Origin of the sequence: Histidinibacterium lentulum, assembly GCF_003789055.1 — a bacterium.
Taxonomy (GTDB): Bacteria; Pseudomonadota; Alphaproteobacteria; order Rhodobacterales; family Rhodobacteraceae; genus Oceanicola; species Oceanicola lentulus.
This window is the reverse complement of sequence record NZ_ML119088.1, coordinates 111,011-127,986: the sequence shown is the minus strand read 5'-3', so window position 1 is coordinate 127,986 and position 16,976 is coordinate 111,011. Positions and strand designations below refer to the sequence as shown.

Here is a 16,976-nt window from a genome sequence, read left to right as displayed (position 1 = left end):
CCGCGCTCAAGGCGGCGCCTTGACAATCCCGGGGCCCGAACCCATCCGGAGGCACCATGTCCGGCACCGGCATTCCCTTTCCCGACTGGCTCTCCCCGGTCCTCTTCTCCGTCGAGCTCTTCGGCATGGAGCTGGCGCTGCGCTGGTACGCGCTGGCCTATATCGCGGGCATCCTGATCGGCTGGCGCATCGTAGTCGCCGCCGTGGAGCGCCCCGCGCTGTTCCGGGGCGAGAGCCCGCCGATGACCCGCGCCCAGGTGGAGGATCTCGTCACCTGGATCATCGTCGGCGTGATCGTCGGCGGGCGGCTCGGATTCGTCCTCTTCTACCAGCCCGGCTACTACCTCTCGAACCCCATGGAGATCCTCTACGTCTGGCAGGGCGGCATGGCCTTTCACGGCGGCTTTCTGGGCGTGGTCGCCGCGGTCTGGCTCTGCGCGCGCAAGTACGGCGCGCCGCTCGGGACCATGGCGGACCTGCTGGCGCTCGCCACGCCGCCCGCGCTCCTGCTGGGGCGCACCGCGAATTTCGTCAACGCCGAGCTCTGGGGCCGGCCCACCGACCTGCCCTGGGGCGTGATCTTCCCCGGCGAGCTGGCGCAGGACTGCCCCGGCATCGAGGGTCTCTGCGCCCGCCATCCCTCCCAGCTCTACGAGGCGCTCCTCGAGGGGCTGGTGCTCGGCGCGCTCCTTTTCTGGGGCGCGTACCGGCGCGGCTGGCTGAGGATGCCCTGGCTCACGGCGGGGGTCTTCTTCCTCGGCTACGGCGCCGCGCGCTTCGTCGTGGAGCTGTTCCGCCAGCCCGATGCGCAGTTCGTGACCGACACGAACCCGGTGGGCCACGCGCTCCAGCTCGGAACCTGGGGCCTGACGATGGGCCAGCTCCTCTCCCTGCCGATGATCCTCGCGGGCCTTCTCGCCATCGCCCACGCCCGCCGCGCGGCGACCCGTCCCGCATGACGCCGCTGCAGGAGATCATCCTGCGCCAGATCGCCCGGACCGGCCCCCTGACGATCGCGGACTACATGGCGCTCTGCCTCTGGCATCCCCGCCACGGCGTCTATGCCGCCGCCGATCCCCTGGGCGCGGCCGGGCATTTCACCACCGCCCCCGAGATCAGCCAGATGTTCGGAGAGCTGGTCGGCCTCGCCCTCGGCCAGGCCTGGCTCGACCAGGGCGCCCCCGGCCCGGTGACGCTGGCCGAACTCGGCCCCGGGCGCGGCACGGCGATGCAGGATGCGCTGCGGGCGCTGCGCCGGGTGCCGGGCTTTTCCGAGCGCGCCGAGGTGCATCTCGTCGAGACCTCGCCCGCCCTGCGCGCCGTGCAGCGCGCGCGCATCGGCCGGGCCGTCTGGCACGACCATGTCGAGACGCTCCCCGAGGCGCCGCTTCTCCTAATCGCCAACGAGGTCTTCGACGCCCTGCCGATCCGCCAGTTCCTGCGCCGGGGCGACGGCTGGGCCGAGCGCGTGGTGGGCGCGGAGGGCGAGCGCCTCGTCACCGGCCTCACGCCCCCCGCGCCGCTCGCCGCCCTCGCCGACCGCCTCGCCGACACGCCCGAGGATCACATGGTCGAGCTTTGCCCGGCCCTGCCGGCCATCGCCGGAGAGATCGGCCGGCGCATCGCCGCCCATGGCGGCGCGGCGCTGGTGATCGACTACGGCGACTGGCGCTCGCGCGGGGACACGCTGCAGGCGCTCGCCCGGCACGAGACCGTCGATCCCTTCGCCGCGCCGGGCACAGCGGACCTCACGGCCCATGTGGATTTCGAGGCCCTCGCGCGCGCCGCCGACCCCGCCGTGGCCAGCGCGCCCACCCCGCAGGGCGTCTTTCTCGAACGGCTGGGCATCGCAGACCGCGCGCGGCAGCTGGCGCAGGGTCTCGCCGGGGCGGCCCTCGCGGATCATCTCGCGGCACACCGCCGCTTGACCCACCCCTCCGAGATGGGCCACCTCTTCAAGGTGCTCGGGCTGACCCCGCCCGGTGCGCCGCCCTTGCCCGGTCTGGAGCCATGACGCTCGACATCATCACCTCCGACCTGCTGGCCCCGCTGCCGCACGGCTTCTTCGGCCGGGACGGCGGCGCCTCCTCGGGCGTGTTCCGGGGGCTGAACTGCGGCTACGGCTCGTCGGACCAGCACGAGGTCGTGCGGATCAACCGGACCCGCGCGGCCCTCGCCCTGGGACTGCCCGCGGAGGCGCTGGTGGGCGTGCACCAGGTTCATTCCGCGCGGGTCGTCACCGTCACCGCCCCCGAGACCCCGCGCGAGGAGGCCGATGCGCTGGTGACCGCGACGCCTGGCGTGGCGCTCTCGGTGCTGACCGCCGATTGCGGCCCGGTGCTGTTCTCGGACGCGGGCGCCGGGGTGATCGGCGCGGCCCATGCCGGCTGGCGCGGCGCGCTCTCGGGCGTGCTCGAGGCCACGGTCGAGGCGATGGAGGCGCTCGGCGCCACCCGTGCCGGCATCCGCGCGGTGATCGGACCCACGATCAGCCAGCGCGCCTACGAGGTGGGACCCGAGTTCTTCGAGACCTTCACCGCCGAGGAGGCGGACAACGCCCGGTTCTTCGCCAACGGAGAAGGCGACCGGATGCACTTCGACCTGCCCGGCTTCGTGCTGCACCGGCTGCGCGCGGCGGGCGTGGGCGAGGCCCAATGGACGCGCCACTGCACCTATGGCGACCCCGAGCGGTTCTTCAGCTACCGCCGCACCGTCCATGCCCGCGAGGCCGATTACGGCCGTCTGATCTCGGCGATCCGTCTGTGACGCGCGGGCGCGGCACTCGTTTCGCTCCCGTGGCCAATCCGGGCCGGTTTCACCCATAATTGCCGCTCAGGCGTCAAAATTCCGCCGCGCCGTCATGGTGACTCGGTCGTTACCGGCACGAGGGCCGGACCAGCGCCGCAAGGGGGGATGCCATGAAGGACCGCACACGGGTGATCGACCGGATCCAGGACGAGGCCGCAGGCCTGAAGCTGCGGATGCCCTTCGAACGCGGCGCGCCGCGCGCCGCCCTGATCGCCCGCCGCCAGCGGCGGGACGAGATCGTGAACCTCGCGCAGACCCGCGCCCGCATCGCCGCCGCCGCCCGCCGCTTCGACCTCGACCAGGCCCTGCGCTGAGAGCGCAGGGCGCCGCCGCGGGACCGCGCGCCCTCCGTCAGCCCCCGCGACCGGCCCCGTCCCGCCCGGACCACGGCGCGCCGCCGGGACGGGCAAGGGCGCTGCGCAGGTGCCGATCCCGCTCCCCGACGGCCGCGACTCCCGCTCTTTCGATGGCGGCGCGGGTCCGGAGGCTCCCGGCCTACCGCCCGTCCTCCGTCCGATTCGTCCCGGACGTGCCTGCCCCGCCGGAATGTGGCGCGGGTTGTAGACCCATCCCGAACGATCCCTCCGGCTCCCTCCGATTGTCCGGGCCTCGCGGACGTCGCGGCCCTCTCGCTTGACCGGGCGGGCTCCGCGGGGCGACAAGGCCACATCCAGAAACGTCCTCTGACGTCGTCGGTGGGGGCCGACGGACGATGTGACCAGCCGCAAGGTGTTCGCATGACGATTACCCCCGCCCGCGCACGTTTCGACGTGCGCAAAGCCCGCCCCTCCGCCCCGGACGCCCGTCCGCGCCCCCTCATGCGGCGCTACGAGGTCATGTGGCTGGACGCTCGGGGCGACATCGCGGAGCGCAGCACCGTCGCCCCCGCCCTTCCGGCCTTCGAATCCGCCTTCGCCGCCTTCGCCCGCGGCACGCTCTTCTCCACCGAGGCGGGGCCCGTGGCGATCGAGGACCTGCTGCCCGGCGACCGGGTGCGCACCGTGGACGCAGGCTTTCAGCCCGTGCTCTGGCGCGGGTCCACGACGATCGTGCCGGGCGCGCAGGGCCAGTCGCCGGTCATGGGCTCCCTGACCCGGATCGCGGCCGATGCGCTCGGCATCGCGCGGCCCATGCCCGACCTCGTGCTGGGACCCCTCGCGCGGATCTACCACCGCACCGAGGCCGTGCAGCGCATCACCCGCGCCGACGGCGCCTTCCTGCCCGCCCGCGACCTGATCGACGGCTGCAACGTGATCGAGCTGACGCCGCCCTCGCCGGTGCAGGTGTTCCACATCAGCCTCGCCGGGCATCACCGCGTCGTGGCCCAGGGGGTGGAGCTCGAAAGCCACCATCCCGGCACGCTGCACGAGCTCGGCCTGCGGGGAGACGCGCTCGCGCTCTACATGTCGCTCTTTCCGCACCGGGCGGACGTGGCGTCCTTCGGGCCGATGCGCTTCAGCCGCCTGCGGCTCTCGGACCTCGATCTGCTCGGCGTCGCCTGACCGGCGGCGCGCTCAGGCCTGCCGCGCCAGCCGCTCCTCGAGCACCTCGAAGGGCACGCCGGGCTCGCCCTTGGCCTGCCGGATCACCAGCGAGGTCTTCACGCTTGCGACGTTGGGCGCTGCGGTCAGGGATTCCGTGAGGAAGGTCTGAAAGGTGCGCAGGTCCGGCGAGACGCATTTCAGGATGAAATCCACCTCGCCGTTCAGCATGTGGCACTCCCGCACGAGCGGCCAGGACCGGCACCGCGCCTCGAAGGCCGACAGATCCGCCTCGGCCTGGCTCACGAGGCCGACCATGGCGAAGACCTGAACCTCGAAGCCCAGCTCCCGCGGGTCGACGTCGGCGTGATAGCCGCGGATATAGCCCTGCTCCTCCAGCGTGCGGACGCGGCGCAGGCAGGGCGGCGCCGAGATGCCGACCCGGCGCGCGAGCTCGACATTGGTCATCCGCCCGTCGGCCTGGAGCTCGGCCAGAATCATGCGGTCGATGGCGTCGAGGCGCGTGCCCGGCATCCTGCCCTCCCCATTTTTCCGTTTTCTACGTTGAGCGCGCCTGTTGCGCAAGAATGTTTCGCGCAAGCGCAAGATCATTGCACTAACTGGCGGTTTCCCGGCAGGGTTTCAAGAGCCGGAGCGAGGGCCTATATCCCGACACCTGACCGGAACGCAAAGGGGGTGGCCATGGCCGGGACTCGTCACACGAAGCTGCTGATCATCGGCTCCGGGCCCGCGGGCTACACGGCGGGCGTCTACGCGAGCCGCGCCATGCTCGAGCCGCTCCTCGTCCAGGGGCTCGAACCCGGCGGCCAGCTGACGACGACGACCGAGGTGGAGAACTGGCCCGGCGACACCGAGGTGCAGGGCCCGGACCTCATGGTCCGGATGGAGGCCCATGCCCGCGCCATGGGCACCGAGATCGTCTCCGACATCATCACTTCGCTCGACCTCTCGCACCGGCCCTTCACCGCCCGGTCCGACAGCGGCACGGTCTACACCGCCGACGCGGTGATCCTCGCCACCGGCGCGCGCGCCAAATGGCTCGGCCTGCCCTCCGAGGACGCCTACAAGGGCTTCGGCGTCTCCGCCTGCGCGACCTGCGACGGCTTCTTCTACCGCGGGCAAGAGATCGTGGTGATCGGCGGCGGAAACACCGCCGTCGAAGAGGCCCTGTTCCTGACCAACTTCGCCTCCAAGGTCACCCTGGTGCACCGCCGCGACGAACTGCGCGCCGAGAAGATCCTGCAGGACCGCCTGTTCAAGAACCCGAAGATCGAGACGCTCTGGCACCATGAACTCGACGAGGTGCTGGGCGAAACCGATCCCAGGGGCGTCACCGGCGTCCGCGTCCGCCATGTCCGCACCGGCGAGACGCGGGAGATCCCCGCCAAGGGCGTCTTCGTCGCCATCGGCCACGCGCCGGCGAGCGAGCTGGTGAAGGACCAGCTCGAGACCCACATGGGCGGCTATGTGAAGACCGTGCCCGGCTCGACCGAGACCACGATCCCCGGCGTCTTCGCCGCGGGCGACATCACCGACTGGAAATACCGCCAGGCCGTGACCAGCGCGGGCATGGGCTGCATGGCCGCGCTCGAGGCCGAACGGTTCCTCGCCGAACAGGGCGAGACCGAGGGCAAGGACCAGACCCCGCCGCTGGGCTACGGTCTCCCCGTCGACGCCGCAGAGTAGCGCGACGAAAGGCAGGACCCCGGCATCGCGACGATACCGGGGCCCTCCCTGCTGCCGAAAAGGATCTGGGCGGCAGCAGACTGCCGACGGGGGGTTTACATCGCCGGCAGCATCACGGTGTCGATGACGTGGATCACGCCGTTCGACTGCATCACGTTGGGGATCGTCACCATGGCGACGTTGCCGGTTTCGTCCGCCAGCCGGACCATGCCGCCCGCGAGGCTGGCCCGCAGGGTGCAGCCGCCCAGCGTCGGCACCGCGTAGGTCCCGCTCGGGTCGGCCGTCAGGCCGCGGACCGCGGCGGACATCGCCTCGGCCGAGGCGACATGGCAGGTCAGCACGGTCCGCAGCATCTCGATGTTCCCGGGCTCCAGCAGCGTGTCCACGGTGCCCGCGGGCAGCTGGTCGAAGGCGGCATTGGTCGGCGCGAAGACCGTGAACGGCCCGCGGCCCGAGAGCGTCTCGACGAGACCCGCCGCCTGCACCGCCGCGACGAGCGTGGTGTGGTCGGCCGAGTTCACGGCATTCTCCACGATGGTCCGGTCGGCGAACATCGCCGCGCCCCCGACCATGGGGTTCTCGGTCATCATGGCCTGCGCATGGGCGGTCCCACCCACGGCAAGGGCGGCGATGGCGGCTGCGGCGGTCAGCGAAAGTCTCGTCATTGGAATCTCCCTCGGGTCTCGGTTGATCGGGCGCCCGATTGCGCCGGACATTCCGCTCACGAGCGGAACCGCCGAAGAGTTTCAGAATGACGTTGCGTTAATCTTGCGCCGGATGCCTTACAGCGGCTGGACCGGCGCGGCGGCGAGGACCTGTCCGGTGGGCAGGCCCGTGGGCGAACCGCCGGGCGGCTCCTCGCTGACCGCAAGGGTCAGCTCCCCGGCGACGGGGGCGAGCTCCGGCGGCAGGACGAGCCGCGTCGCCTCGCTTTCGAGAAGGCCCAGCGAGACCGGCGCGGCATCCCCGGCCAGCGCCCAGAGCTGAAGCACACGGCCCGCGGGCGGCCCGCCCGCCCGGCGCTCCACCCGCAGCTCGCCGCGCCCGGGATCGTAGCTGGCAAGGATATCCAGCGCGCTGTCCTCCGCCTGCAGCTCGGCGGTGAAGGCGGGGGCAAAGCGCAGACCCGGCAGCGGCGCGACGAGGAAGAGGGCGACGACGACCGCGCCCGACACCGCGACGCCCGACAGCCAGCGCAGCCAGCCCGGCCCGGCCGCAGTCCGCGCGCCCGGCGGGGGCGCGAAGAGCCGCGCCTCTAGCCGCCGCCGCACGCGCTCGGGCACCGGTACCGGCGCCACCTCCTCCGCCAGCTCCGCGAACGCCGCCTGCCAGCGCGCCACCGCCGCCGCCAGCGCGGGCTCCCGCGCCAGACGCGCCTCGACCTCCGCCCGCTCGGCACCCTCGAGCAGGGACAGCGCGTATTCGGCTGCCAGCGCGTCGTCCTCCGGGGTCAGCGGCTCGGTGCTCATCTCGCCATGCATTCCTTCAGGCGCTGCAGGCTGCGGCGCAGCCAGGTGCGGACCGTGTTCAGGGGCATTCCCCGCCGCTCGGCGAGGTCGGCGTAGCTCAGCCCGTCGAGATAGACGCCCACCACCGCCGCGCGGTGTCCGGGGTCCAGCTCGTCGAGGCACAGGACGATGCGCGCGGCCTCGGACCGCGCCTCCGCGACCGCCTCGGGGGTCGCGCCCGGCGCGGGAAGCGCCTCGGCCGCCTCGGTGCCGACCTCGCCCCGGCGCCGCGCGCGCAGCCGGTCGATCGCGGTGTTCCGCGCGATCGTCACCAGCCAGCCCATCGCGCTTCCCGCACCCGGCGCGAAGCGGCCCGCAGCGTTCCACACCTTCACATAGGTCTCCTGCACCGCGTCCTCCGCCGCCGTCCCGTCCTTGAGGACACGCAGGCACACGCCGTGGAGTTTCGCCCCGGTCAGGTCATAAAGTCGTCCGAAGGCCGCCCGATCGCCCAGCGGGAGCCGCGCGATCAGCGCCTCGATCTCGTCCTCGGGTGTCACCTGAAGATGCCGCCGCTCCGGGAAATGCACTTGGGCCGACACTGGCCGATGCGGGCGCCGCGTGCAATCCGCACCGCCCGAACGGCGCCAATCCGGACCCAGCTCAGGGATTTGCTGCAATGCAGCAACAAACCGCCATGCACCTGTCGGTTGTCCGCCATGCCCCGGCGGAAATCGCCCCCCGGACGCTTGCGCTCGCGCCCGGCGGCGGTCTAGGAGCGCGCCAACTCCAGTCAAGTCGAGAAAGTCAGATGGCCATCGAAAACCTCGCCCCGATCCCGGAACTCTACGTCTCCTACGAGAGCGCGCAGAAGATGAAGGCCGAGGCGGCGAACCTTACGTCATGGGACCTGACCGAGCGGCAGATCTGCGACCTCGAGCTTCTGATGAACGGCGGCTTCTTCCCGCTCAAGGGCTTCCTCACCGAGGAGGATTACGACGGCGTCGTAGAGACCATGCGCACCGCCGACGGCAAGCTCTGGCCGATCCCGGTGACCCTCGACGTGTCTGAGAAATTCGCCGAGACCGTCGAGCTGGGCCAGGACATCGCGCTTCGCGACCAGGAGGGCGTGATCCTCGCCACCATGACCGTCACCGACAAGTGGACCCCCGACAAGGCCCGCGAGGCGGAGAAGGTCTTCGGCGCCAACGACGAGGCGCATCCGGCGGTCTACTACCTCCACCACCGCGCCGGCCCCGTCTACCTCGGCGGGCCGGTCACCGGCATCCAGCAGCCCGTCCATTACGACTTCCGCGCCCGCCGCGACACGCCGAACGAGCTGCGCGCCTATTTCCGCAAGGTCGGCTGGCGCCGCGTCGTCGCCTTCCAGACCCGCAACCCGCTGCACCGCGCGCACCAGGAACTGACCTTCCGCGCCGCCAGGGAGGCGCAGGCGAACCTGCTGATCCACCCCGTCGTCGGCATGACGAAGCCCGGCGACGTGGACCATTTCACCCGCGTGCGCTGCTACGAGGCGGTTCTGGACAAGTACCCGGCCTCCACCACGCATCTCAGCCTTCTGAACCTCGCCATGCGCATGGCTGGCCCGCGCGAGGCGGTCTGGCACGGCATCATCCGCCGCAACCACGGCTGCACCCACATGATCGTCGGCCGCGACCACGCAGGCCCCGGCAAGAATTCCGCCGGAGAGGATTTCTACGGCCCCTACGACGCCCAGGACCTGTTCCGCGAGCACCAGGCCGAAATCGGCATCGAGATGGTCGACTTCAAGCACATGGTCTACATCCAGGAACGCGCGCAATACGAGCCCGCCGACGAGATCGAGGACCGCGACACCGTCACCATCCTCAACATCTCCGGCACCGAACTGCGCCGCCGCCTGCAGGAGGGGCTCGAGATCCCCGAGTGGTTCTCCTTCCCCGAGGTGGTCAAGGAGCTGCGCCGCACCCGCCCGCCGCGGTCGCGCCAGGGCTTCACCGTGTTCTTCACGGGCTTCTCGGGCTCGGGCAAGTCGACCATCGCAAACGCGCTCATGGTCAAGCTGATGGAGATGGGCGGCCGGCCGGTGACGCTGCTCGACGGAGACATCGTGCGCAAGAACCTCTCGTCCGAGCTCGGCTTCTCCAAGGAGCACCGCGACCTCAACATCCGCCGCATCGGCTATGTCGCCTCCGAGATCACCAAGAACGGCGGCATCGCCATCTGCGCGCCCATCGCGCCCTACGCCGCCACCCGCCGCGCCGTGCGCGAGGAGATCGAGCAGTTCGGCGCCTTCGTCGAGGTCCATGTCGCCACCTCCATCGAGGAATGCGAGCGCCGCGACCGCAAGGGGCTCTACAAGCTCGCCCGCGAGGGCAAGATCAAGGAATTCACCGGCATCTCCGACCCCTACGACGTGCCGCAGGACCCCGAACTGCGGCTGGAGACCGAAAGCGTGGACGTGGACAACTGCGCCCATCAGGTGATCCTCAAGCTCGAGTCCATGGGCCTGATCGCGGGCGAGTGACCCGCCCCGGCCCCGGCCCCGCGATCCCCGCCCGGATCGCAGGGCCGGTCTGCCGCGAAGGAGCGGTGCTCCTCCCGGTGAAGCCCTTCGGTCACATTCCGGCCGCCACGTCAGGCAGCCCCTCGTGACGCCGCGTCGCCCGGACGTATAGATCGCCTCGGACCATCATTGACCGAAGCGATTCCCATGACCGAAAAGTCCCCTGTCCTTTCCGCCCGCCGCCTCGCCGCCGCGCTGATCCTGCTGCCGGGCCTCGCCCAGGCGACGACCCTGACCTGCGCCAATATCGGTGACCAGGTCTATCCCGTCGGCGCGACCCAGAACCTCGGACTCACCTTCTCGCTGAAGGAAGGCGAGGTCATCACGATCTCCGCCTCGAACCCCTCGGGCGTCGGCGCCTCGATCGAGCCGGGCGGCCAGGGCGATGCGGACTCGGGCACCTGCAATGCGAGCTTCCCCGGAGAGGTCAGCTGCGACGGCTACCAGTTCAGCCGCGCGGCGGACAACAATTTCCTCGAGGCCTTCTCCACCGACGGGACCGACTCGACGCTCGCGATCACCTGCGCCGAGGGCGACGTGGCCGAAGAGCCCGAGGAAGAGCCCGACCAGAGCCGGACGACCACCACGACCACCGGCCCGAACCAGCCCCATGCCGCCCCGGCCGGCCCGACCGCGGCCCGGGTGGCGCAGTCCGTGACCACCGGCGCGCGCGCCGCCGCCGGCGGCCAGGCCGCCGCCGTGGGCACCGCCGTGGCCCGGGCGACGGGTTCCCGTCTCAGCGGCGGCGGCGGCTTCTCCATGGCCGAGTCCGGCGCGTTCCTGTCGACCATGTCCACGCCGGGCGGCGCCACGATGTCGTGGAACGGCTGGGCCTCGGTCGAGGCGCGGCAGTTCTCCGGCAATGCCGAGGGCGCGCGCACCGATTTCGTGCTGGGCTACGACACGTTCGTCGGCGGCAGCGACACGATCGCGGGCTTCTTCGTGGCCCACGAGCAATTCGACCTCGACGACGGGATCGTGGACGTGTCGGCCCGGGGCTTCTCCTTCGGCCCCTATGTCGCCACGCGGGTCGGGGCGGTCGTGATCGACGGCCACCTGGGCTACGGCCGGCCGGAGTACGATTTCGGCGCGACGGACTACGAGGCAGAGCGCCTCTTCGGCGGCGCCGCGGTGCGCGGCAGCCTGCCCGTGGGCGCGGTCACGCTGACGCCCTTCGCGAGCGTCGCCACCTGGCGCGAGAGCCACCCCTCCGCCGTCATCCGGGGCACCCGCCAGGCCGCGCGGGACATCAGCGCGACCTCCGCCCGCCTCGGCACGCGCGTGGATTTCGGCGACCTCGGCGGCATCGCGCCCTACGTCTCCGCCGCCGCCGCCTTCTCCCGCGTCGACGACGGCCTCGGCAACGACGAGTCCTGGACCTCGGGCCGCTACGGCGCGGGTTTCTCGACGACGGGCGGGCCGGGCACGCTCTCGCTCGACATCGACGCGGGCGAGGAGATCGAGGGCATCGACGACCTCGGCGTCCGCCTGAACTACGTCTTCAGCTTCTGAGCGTCGGGACCGGCGGGGTCACCCCGCCGGTCCACCCTCAGCGCCCCCGCTTGCGCAGGAACCGCTGGGCCACCTTCCAGATCGCCACATATTTCAGGATGCGTCGCATGTCGGGTCTCCTTCTGCTGAGGTGTCGGTAACGCGACGGGACCGGCGTCTGTTGCAGGACCCGACCTGCCGTCACTCCAGCGCCGGATCTCGCGCGGCCAGAAGCGGCAAGGTCAGATCCGACAGTCGGGTGCGCTGCGCCCCGTCCGGGTCGAAGTTCGCCGGGTCAAGCCATGTCTCGAGGACCGCCGACAGCGCCTGCCATTCGCCATCGATCACCGAGAACCAGGCCGTGTCCCGGTTGCGTCCCTTGACGACGCGGGCCTGCCTGTGGACACCCTCGAACGAAAACCCGAGGCGCTGCGCCGCCCGCCGGCTGGCGGCGTTGGCCGCGTCGCATTTCCATTCGAGGCGTCGATAGCCTGCCTCGAATGCCCAGCGCATGGGCAGGTAGAGCGCCTCCGTCGCCGCGACGGTTCTCTGCAGCCGCGGCGCGAAGGTCACCCAGCCGATCTCGATGGACCCCGCCTCGGGCTGCTGGCGCATCAGGCTCAGGGTGCCTCCGAGGTGCCGGTCCGCCGTCGCCACCGCGAAATGAAGAGGATCGCCGGCCCCGCAGGCCGCGTCCAGCCAGCGCCCGTAGGCCTCGGCGTCCGCGAAGGGTCCGACGGGGAGATACCTCCACATCGCGCCGTCCGGGTCCTCGGAGAACGCCGCGAAGAGACGGTCCCGATGGCCCTGCGCAAGGGGCGCAAGGCGGCACCAGCGCCCGTCCATCGCCCGGCGGGTCGGGAGCGGAGGAGGCTCCCAGCCGCTCAGATCGGCTCCACCGGTCGGTCGCTCCAGGGTCATGCGGAGACTTTATCTATCCAGATCAAGGGGTTGAATGCGCGTTACATCGTGTAACGCCCTCACTCCTCCTCCCGGACCACCCTGAGCCGCAGCTCCCGGAGCTGCTCGTTGGTGGGCAGGCTCGGCGCCCCCATCATCAGGTCCTCGGCCCGCTGGGTCATCGGGAACATGATGACCTCGCGGATATTTTCCTCCTCCGCGAGCAGCATCACGATCCGGTCGATCCCGGCCGCGCAGCCGCCGTGGGGCGGGGCGCCGTACTGGAAGGCCGTCGAGAGACCCGAGAACCGCTTCTCCACCTCCTCGCGCGGATAGCCCGCGATCTCGAAAGCCTTGAACATGATCTCCGGCACATGGTTCCGGATCGCGCCGGACACGAGCTCGTAGCCATTGCAGGCGAGGTCGTACTGGAACCCCCTGACCGCCAGCGGATCGCCCTCCAGCGCCGCCATGCCCCCCTGCGGCATCGAGAAGGGGTTGTGCTCGAAGTCGATCTCGCCCGTCTCCTCGTCCTTCTCGTAGATCGGGAAGTCCACGATCCAGGCGAAGGCGAACCGGTTTTCGTCCACCAGACCGAGCTCCGCCCCGATCACATCCCGCGCGCGCCCCGCGATCCGCTCGAAGCTCGCCGGCTTGCCACCAAGGAAGAACGCCGCGTCGCCCACGCCGAGGCCCAGCTGCTGCCGGATCGCCTCGGTCCGCTCGGGACCGATGTTCTTTGCCAGGGGGCCTGCGCCCTCGTTGCCCTCCCGCCAGAAGATGTAGCCCATCCCCGGCAGGCCCTCCTTCTGCGCCCAGGCGTTCATCCGGTCGCAGAACTTCCGCGACCCGCCCGTCGGCGCGGGAATGGCGCGCACCTCCGTGCCCTCCTGCTCCAGGAGCTTGGCGAAGATCGCGAAGCCCGAGCCCGCGAAATGCGCGCTCACCACCTGCATCTCGATCGGGTTGCGCAGGTCCGGCTTGTCGGTCCCGTATTTCAGCGCCGCCTCGGCATAGGGGATCTGCGGCCAGGTCTCCGGCGCATCGACCGTCTTGCCGCCGCCGAACTCCTCGAACACGCCCGCGATCACCGGCGAGATCGTGTCGAAGACGTCCTGCTGGGTGACGAAGGACATCTCCATGTCGAGCTGGTAGAAATCCGTGGGCGACCGGTCCGCCCGCGGGTCCTCGTCGCGGAAGCAGGGCGCGATCTGGAAATAGCGGTCGAAGCCCGAGACCATGATCAGCTGCTTGAAGAGCTGCGGCGCCTGGGGCAGCGCGTAGAACTTGCCCGGATGCAGGCGCGAGGGCACGAGGAAGTCGCGCGCGCCCTCGGGGGAGGAGGCGGTGATGATCGGCGTCTGGTACTCGCGGAAGCCGCTGTCCCACATCCGCCGCCGCATGGAGGCGACAACGTCCGAGCGCAGCGTCATGTTGCGCTGCATCGCCTCGCGCCGCAGGTCGAGATAGCGATACCGCAGGCGCGTCTCCTCGGGGTATTCCTGATCGCCGAAGACCATGAGCGGCAGCTCCGCCGCGCGGCCCAGCACCTCGAGGTCGCGGATGTAGACCTCGATCGCGCCGGTGGGGATCTTCGGGTTCACGAGGCTGGCGTCGCGGGCCTTCACCGTGCCGTCGATGCGGATGCACCACTCGCTGCGCACCTTCTCCACCTCGGCAAAGACCGGGCTGTCGGGATCGCACAGGACCTGCGTCATGCCGTAGTGGTCGCGCAGGTCGATAAAGAGCACGCCGCCATGGTCGCGCACGCGGTGGACCCAGCCCGAGAGGCGCACGGCCTCGCCGACGTTCGATTGCGTCAGGGCGGCGCAGGTATGGGTGCGGTAGGGATGCATCTGGGTCCTCGGGTCAGGGCGCGGTCAGGGCCGACGGCGAGACGCGCCCGAAAGGGGGCGGCGAGCGCCTGCCCGGCCCGCGCCGATTGACCAAGCCGCGCGGACGAAGTCAACCGTCAGGGCGCAGCAGGGTGGTCTCGCGTGCCGCCGTGGCCGAGTTCCACTTCACGCCGACGGCCATCGTGTCGCCCAGGAAGGTGATCAGCCCGCCCGCCGAGCGGCCGCCGCCCGACATCGTCCATTCGAACTGCGGCGGCCGGTCGAAGACGCATCCCGCCAGCAGACCGAACTCCGCAGGCGTCATGGTCTGATTGACATAGGCCGACGGGTCCAGCGGTTCGCCCCGGGAATAATCCCAGCGCAGGGGCTTCGCGCCGTCGCGGACCATCCGCAATTCCACCCGCGCGCCGCCCGACTCGCCGATGTAGAGCCGGTTGCGCATGTCGTCATAGGTCACCTCGACGGGCGTTTCCTGCACGCCGGTCGCCACCCGGACGCCACGCGCCAGCTCGGTGTAGACCCCCTCGACGAGGGGACCCACGATCCCGAGGTCGCTGCCGTCGGCATATCCGGAATGGTCTTCGGGGCAGTAATCCCGCGGCTGTACCTGCGCCGCGGCGCGGTCCGCCGCGAGACCGAGAGCGAGGACGCAGGCCGCAACTGCTGCAGCAGGACGCGTCATCGGCAGTCTCCCCATGCTGTTCCGCCCCAAGTGGTAGCGCCGCGCCCCGCCTCGGGGCAAGCCGGGTGGCCGGGACTGGAATTCCGCAAGGAAAACCTTATTCTTGAGGTGCGACAACATGACGTATCGGGAATCGAGCGATGTGGACATGGGCCCTTGATCGGGCGCTGACGCGACTGTTCCGGCGCGGCGCCGTCGAAATCACCTACCCCTCCGGCAAGGTCCGGCGATACGGAGAGCCGGGAGCGGCCCCGATCCGGGTCAGGATCACCGACCCCTCCCTTCCCCGCAGGCTCTGTCTCGACACCGAACTTGCCCTGGGCGAAGGTTACATGGACGGCGGCATCGTCTTCGAGGACGACGCCATGCGCGCCTTCATCCACCTCGCCGTCGAGAACCGCAGCGCCGGCAACAACCCCGCCCTGATCCGCTGGAGCCACAGGCTCGCCGCCCCGGTCCAGCGCTATTTCCGCCGCAACCCGATCCATGCCGCGCGGCGCAACGTGGCCCATCACTATGACCTGTCGGGCCGGCTCTACGACCTCTTCCTCGACGCCGACCGGCAGTATTCCTGCGCCTATTTCGCCCATCCCGGCATGTCGCTCGACGAGGCGCAGGAGGCCAAGAAACAGCACATCGCGCGCAAGCTCCGGCTGCGCCCCGGCGACAGGGTCCTCGACATCGGCTGCGGCTGGGGCGGCATGGCGATCACGCTGGCGCGGGACTACGGCGCCGAGGTCCTCGGGATCACCCTCTCGGAGGAACAGCACGCCGTCGCCACCGCCCGCGTCCGCGAGGCGGGGCTCGAGGACCGTGTCGAGATCTGCCTGCAGGACTACCGCAAGGTGCGCGGCCGGTTCGATGCCATCGTCTCGGTGGGGATGTTCGAGCATGTGGGCCGACCCGAGTTCGACACCTATTTCGCCACGGTGGCGAAGCTGCTGAAACCGGATGGCCGGGCGCTGATCCACACCATCGGCAACCAGGACCCGCCCCAGGCGACCTCCTCGTGGATCCGCAAGTACATCTTCCCGGGCGGCTACATTCCCGCCATGTCCGAGGCGCTGGCCTCGGTCGAGCAGTCGGGGATGATGACGCTCGACGTCGAGGTCTGGCGGCTCCATTATGCCGAGACCCTGCGCCACTGGCACGACCGTTTCGTGGCGCGGCTCGATGAGGCGCGGGCGCTCTATGACGAGCGGTTCTGCCGCATGTGGCGCTATTACCTGACCATCGCCGAAAGCGGCTTCCGCCAGGACCGGCTCTGCGTCTTCCAGTTCCAGCTCGGCCACCAGCGCGACGCCGTGCCGATCACGCGCGACTACCTCTACCCGGCCGACGGAACGCCCGCCTATGCGCAGACCGCCCACGCGGCGGAGTGATGGAAGGTAAGGGCGTGCCGGGCTGAAGCCCGGCCTACGAGGGTCCGTCGCTGGGTCCTCCCCTCAGGCCGGGCTTCAGCCCTGCCCGCCCCGCGCGATCTCGAACCGGCAGGCGGGCGCCCCCTGGGCGCAGCACGCCGTCTCCCGGCAGAGGACATCGCGCGCCACCAGCGCCCGGTAGAGCGTCTCGAACACCGCCGCATGCCAGTGGCAGAGCGGCACATCGCTGACCTCCCCCCGGACGATGGGATTGTCGCCGATCTCGAACGTCCAGGGCCCCGCGGCCGAGAACACCCCCGACCCGGCGAAGGTCCAGGCGTGCCTCGCGATGGCCCGCGACAGCATCCGCGCCGCGAGCGGCGGCGGCAGCGCCTTCAGAACTACCTGCGCTGCGCGCGGAATGCGGTGGGCGAGGATGTAGCGCCCCACCCCCTCGCCCGCCGCCCGCGCAAGGCGCGGCGCCTCGTGCGGCAGCCGCGCGCGCAGCGCCTGGTGAACCCGTGCCGCCGGGGCCTCGGGCATCATCCCCTCCGCCGGCGGCATCCCGGCCCCGCCCAGCGCGAAGATCTCGTCGCGCAGGGCCGTGCCGCCCTCGGCCACCAGCACCGGCCCCAGCTGCAACAGGGCGTTCGGGCCGATCAGCCCGGCGGTCACC

Annotated in this window: 17 protein-coding genes; 9 read left to right on the top strand and 8 right to left on the bottom strand. The window is 70.8% G+C overall.

Annotated features, from left to right (window positions below):
* The first annotated feature begins 56 nt into the window (after positions 1 to 56).
* The 5 genes from lgt to EAT49_RS15475 all read left to right on the top strand — a co-directional run bounded on the left by lgt (position 57) and on the right by EAT49_RS15475 (position 4,310).
* Positions 57 to 959: a prolipoprotein diacylglyceryl transferase gene (lgt, locus tag EAT49_RS15495; protein WP_123643204.1), complete on the top strand. Its 903-nt coding sequence runs from the start codon at positions 57 to 59 to the stop codon at positions 957 to 959.
* On the top strand, positions 956 to 2,014 hold the full coding sequence (locus EAT49_RS15490) for a class I SAM-dependent methyltransferase (protein ID WP_123643203.1): 1,059 nt from the start codon (positions 956 to 958) through the stop codon (positions 2,012 to 2,014). Before lgt ends, EAT49_RS15490 begins: the two co-directional genes overlap by 4 nt.
* Complete coding sequence (gene pgeF, locus EAT49_RS15485; protein WP_123643202.1) at positions 2,011 to 2,766, top strand: peptidoglycan editing factor PgeF; 756 nt, start codon at positions 2,011 to 2,013, stop codon at positions 2,764 to 2,766. Before EAT49_RS15490 ends, pgeF begins: the two co-directional genes overlap by 4 nt.
* Before the next feature lie 152 nt (positions 2,767 to 2,918).
* Entirely contained in the window at positions 2,919 to 3,122 is a 204-nt protein-coding gene (locus tag EAT49_RS15480; RefSeq protein WP_123643201.1) for a hypothetical protein, read from the top strand.
* A 423-nt stretch (positions 3,123 to 3,545) separates the two neighbouring features.
* Positions 3,546 to 4,310 carry a Hint domain-containing protein gene (locus EAT49_RS15475; protein WP_246003874.1) on the top strand — a complete coding sequence of 255 codons (765 nt, stop codon included), beginning with the start codon at positions 3,546 to 3,548 and terminating at the stop codon, positions 4,308 to 4,310.
* A gap of 12 nt (positions 4,311 to 4,322) precedes the next feature.
* On the opposite strand, the gene EAT49_RS15470 is transcribed toward EAT49_RS15475, so the two are convergent.
* Positions 4,323 to 4,823 (bottom strand): Lrp/AsnC family transcriptional regulator, encoded by a 501-nt coding sequence (locus EAT49_RS15470; protein ID WP_123643200.1) that lies wholly within the window; start codon positions 4,821 to 4,823, stop codon positions 4,323 to 4,325.
* A gap of 168 nt (positions 4,824 to 4,991) precedes the next feature.
* Between EAT49_RS15470 and trxB the strand changes: the two genes are divergently transcribed.
* Positions 4,992 to 5,996, top strand: a complete 1,005-nt coding sequence (gene trxB / locus EAT49_RS15465) for a thioredoxin-disulfide reductase (RefSeq protein ID WP_123643199.1) — start codon at positions 4,992 to 4,994, stop codon at positions 5,994 to 5,996.
* Between the two features lie 95 nt (positions 5,997 to 6,091).
* Here the strand turns inward: trxB and EAT49_RS15460 are convergent, their stop codons facing one another.
* The 3 genes from EAT49_RS15460 to EAT49_RS15450 form a co-directional block, all read right to left on the bottom strand.
* Positions 6,092 to 6,661: a fasciclin domain-containing protein gene (locus EAT49_RS15460; RefSeq protein WP_123643198.1), complete on the bottom strand. Its 570-nt coding sequence runs from the start codon at positions 6,659 to 6,661 to the stop codon at positions 6,092 to 6,094.
* 117 nt (positions 6,662 to 6,778) lie between these two features.
* On the bottom strand, positions 6,779 to 7,465 hold the full coding sequence (locus EAT49_RS15455) for an anti-sigma factor (protein ID WP_123643197.1): 687 nt from the start codon (positions 7,463 to 7,465) through the stop codon (positions 6,779 to 6,781).
* The gene (locus tag EAT49_RS15450) at positions 7,462 to 8,046 is read right to left on the bottom strand and encodes a sigma-70 family RNA polymerase sigma factor (RefSeq protein WP_246003873.1); all 585 of its coding nucleotides are present in this window, start codon (positions 8,044 to 8,046) and stop codon (positions 7,462 to 7,464) included. The genes EAT49_RS15455 and EAT49_RS15450 overlap by 4 nt, the downstream gene beginning before the upstream one ends.
* A gap of 209 nt (positions 8,047 to 8,255) precedes the next feature.
* On the opposite strand from EAT49_RS15450, the gene EAT49_RS15445 reads away from it, so the two are divergent.
* Together EAT49_RS15445 and EAT49_RS21275 are read left to right on the top strand one after the other, a co-directional pair.
* Positions 8,256 to 9,971, top strand: coding sequence for a bifunctional sulfate adenylyltransferase/adenylylsulfate kinase (locus EAT49_RS15445; RefSeq protein WP_123643195.1), 1,716 nt, complete (start codon positions 8,256 to 8,258; stop codon positions 9,969 to 9,971).
* A gap of 186 nt (positions 9,972 to 10,157) precedes the next feature.
* On the top strand, positions 10,158 to 11,522 hold the full coding sequence (locus EAT49_RS21275) for a hypothetical protein (protein ID WP_185020777.1): 1,365 nt from the start codon (positions 10,158 to 10,160) through the stop codon (positions 11,520 to 11,522).
* Between the two features lie 180 nt (positions 11,523 to 11,702).
* On the opposite strand, the gene EAT49_RS15435 is transcribed toward EAT49_RS21275, so the two are convergent.
* The 3 genes from EAT49_RS15435 to EAT49_RS15425 all read right to left on the bottom strand — a co-directional run bounded on the left by EAT49_RS15435 (position 11,703) and on the right by EAT49_RS15425 (position 14,939).
* A complete protein-coding gene (locus EAT49_RS15435) occupies positions 11,703 to 12,422 on the bottom strand; it encodes a GNAT family N-acetyltransferase (RefSeq protein ID WP_246003872.1) in 720 nt (239 codons plus the stop codon).
* Positions 12,423 to 12,481: 59 nt separating this feature from the next.
* On the bottom strand, positions 12,482 to 14,257 hold the full coding sequence (gene aspS, locus EAT49_RS15430) for an aspartate--tRNA ligase (RefSeq protein WP_123643194.1): 1,776 nt from the start codon (positions 14,255 to 14,257) through the stop codon (positions 12,482 to 12,484).
* A 109-nt stretch (positions 14,258 to 14,366) separates the two neighbouring features.
* Positions 14,367 to 14,939, bottom strand: coding sequence for a hypothetical protein (locus EAT49_RS15425; protein WP_123643193.1), 573 nt, complete (start codon positions 14,937 to 14,939; stop codon positions 14,367 to 14,369).
* 140 nt (positions 14,940 to 15,079) lie between these two features.
* Here EAT49_RS15425 and EAT49_RS15420 point away from each other — a divergent pair, with 140 nt between their 5' ends.
* Positions 15,080 to 16,321, top strand: coding sequence for an SAM-dependent methyltransferase (locus tag EAT49_RS15420; protein ID WP_123643192.1), 1,242 nt, complete (start codon positions 15,080 to 15,082; stop codon positions 16,319 to 16,321).
* A gap of 75 nt (positions 16,322 to 16,396) precedes the next feature.
* On the opposite strand, the gene bchJ is transcribed toward EAT49_RS15420, so the two are convergent.
* Positions 16,397 to 16,975, bottom strand: coding sequence for a bacteriochlorophyll 4-vinyl reductase (gene bchJ, locus EAT49_RS15415; RefSeq protein WP_246003871.1), 579 nt, complete (start codon positions 16,973 to 16,975; stop codon positions 16,397 to 16,399).
* Between the last annotated feature and the right edge of the window lies 1 nt (position 16,976).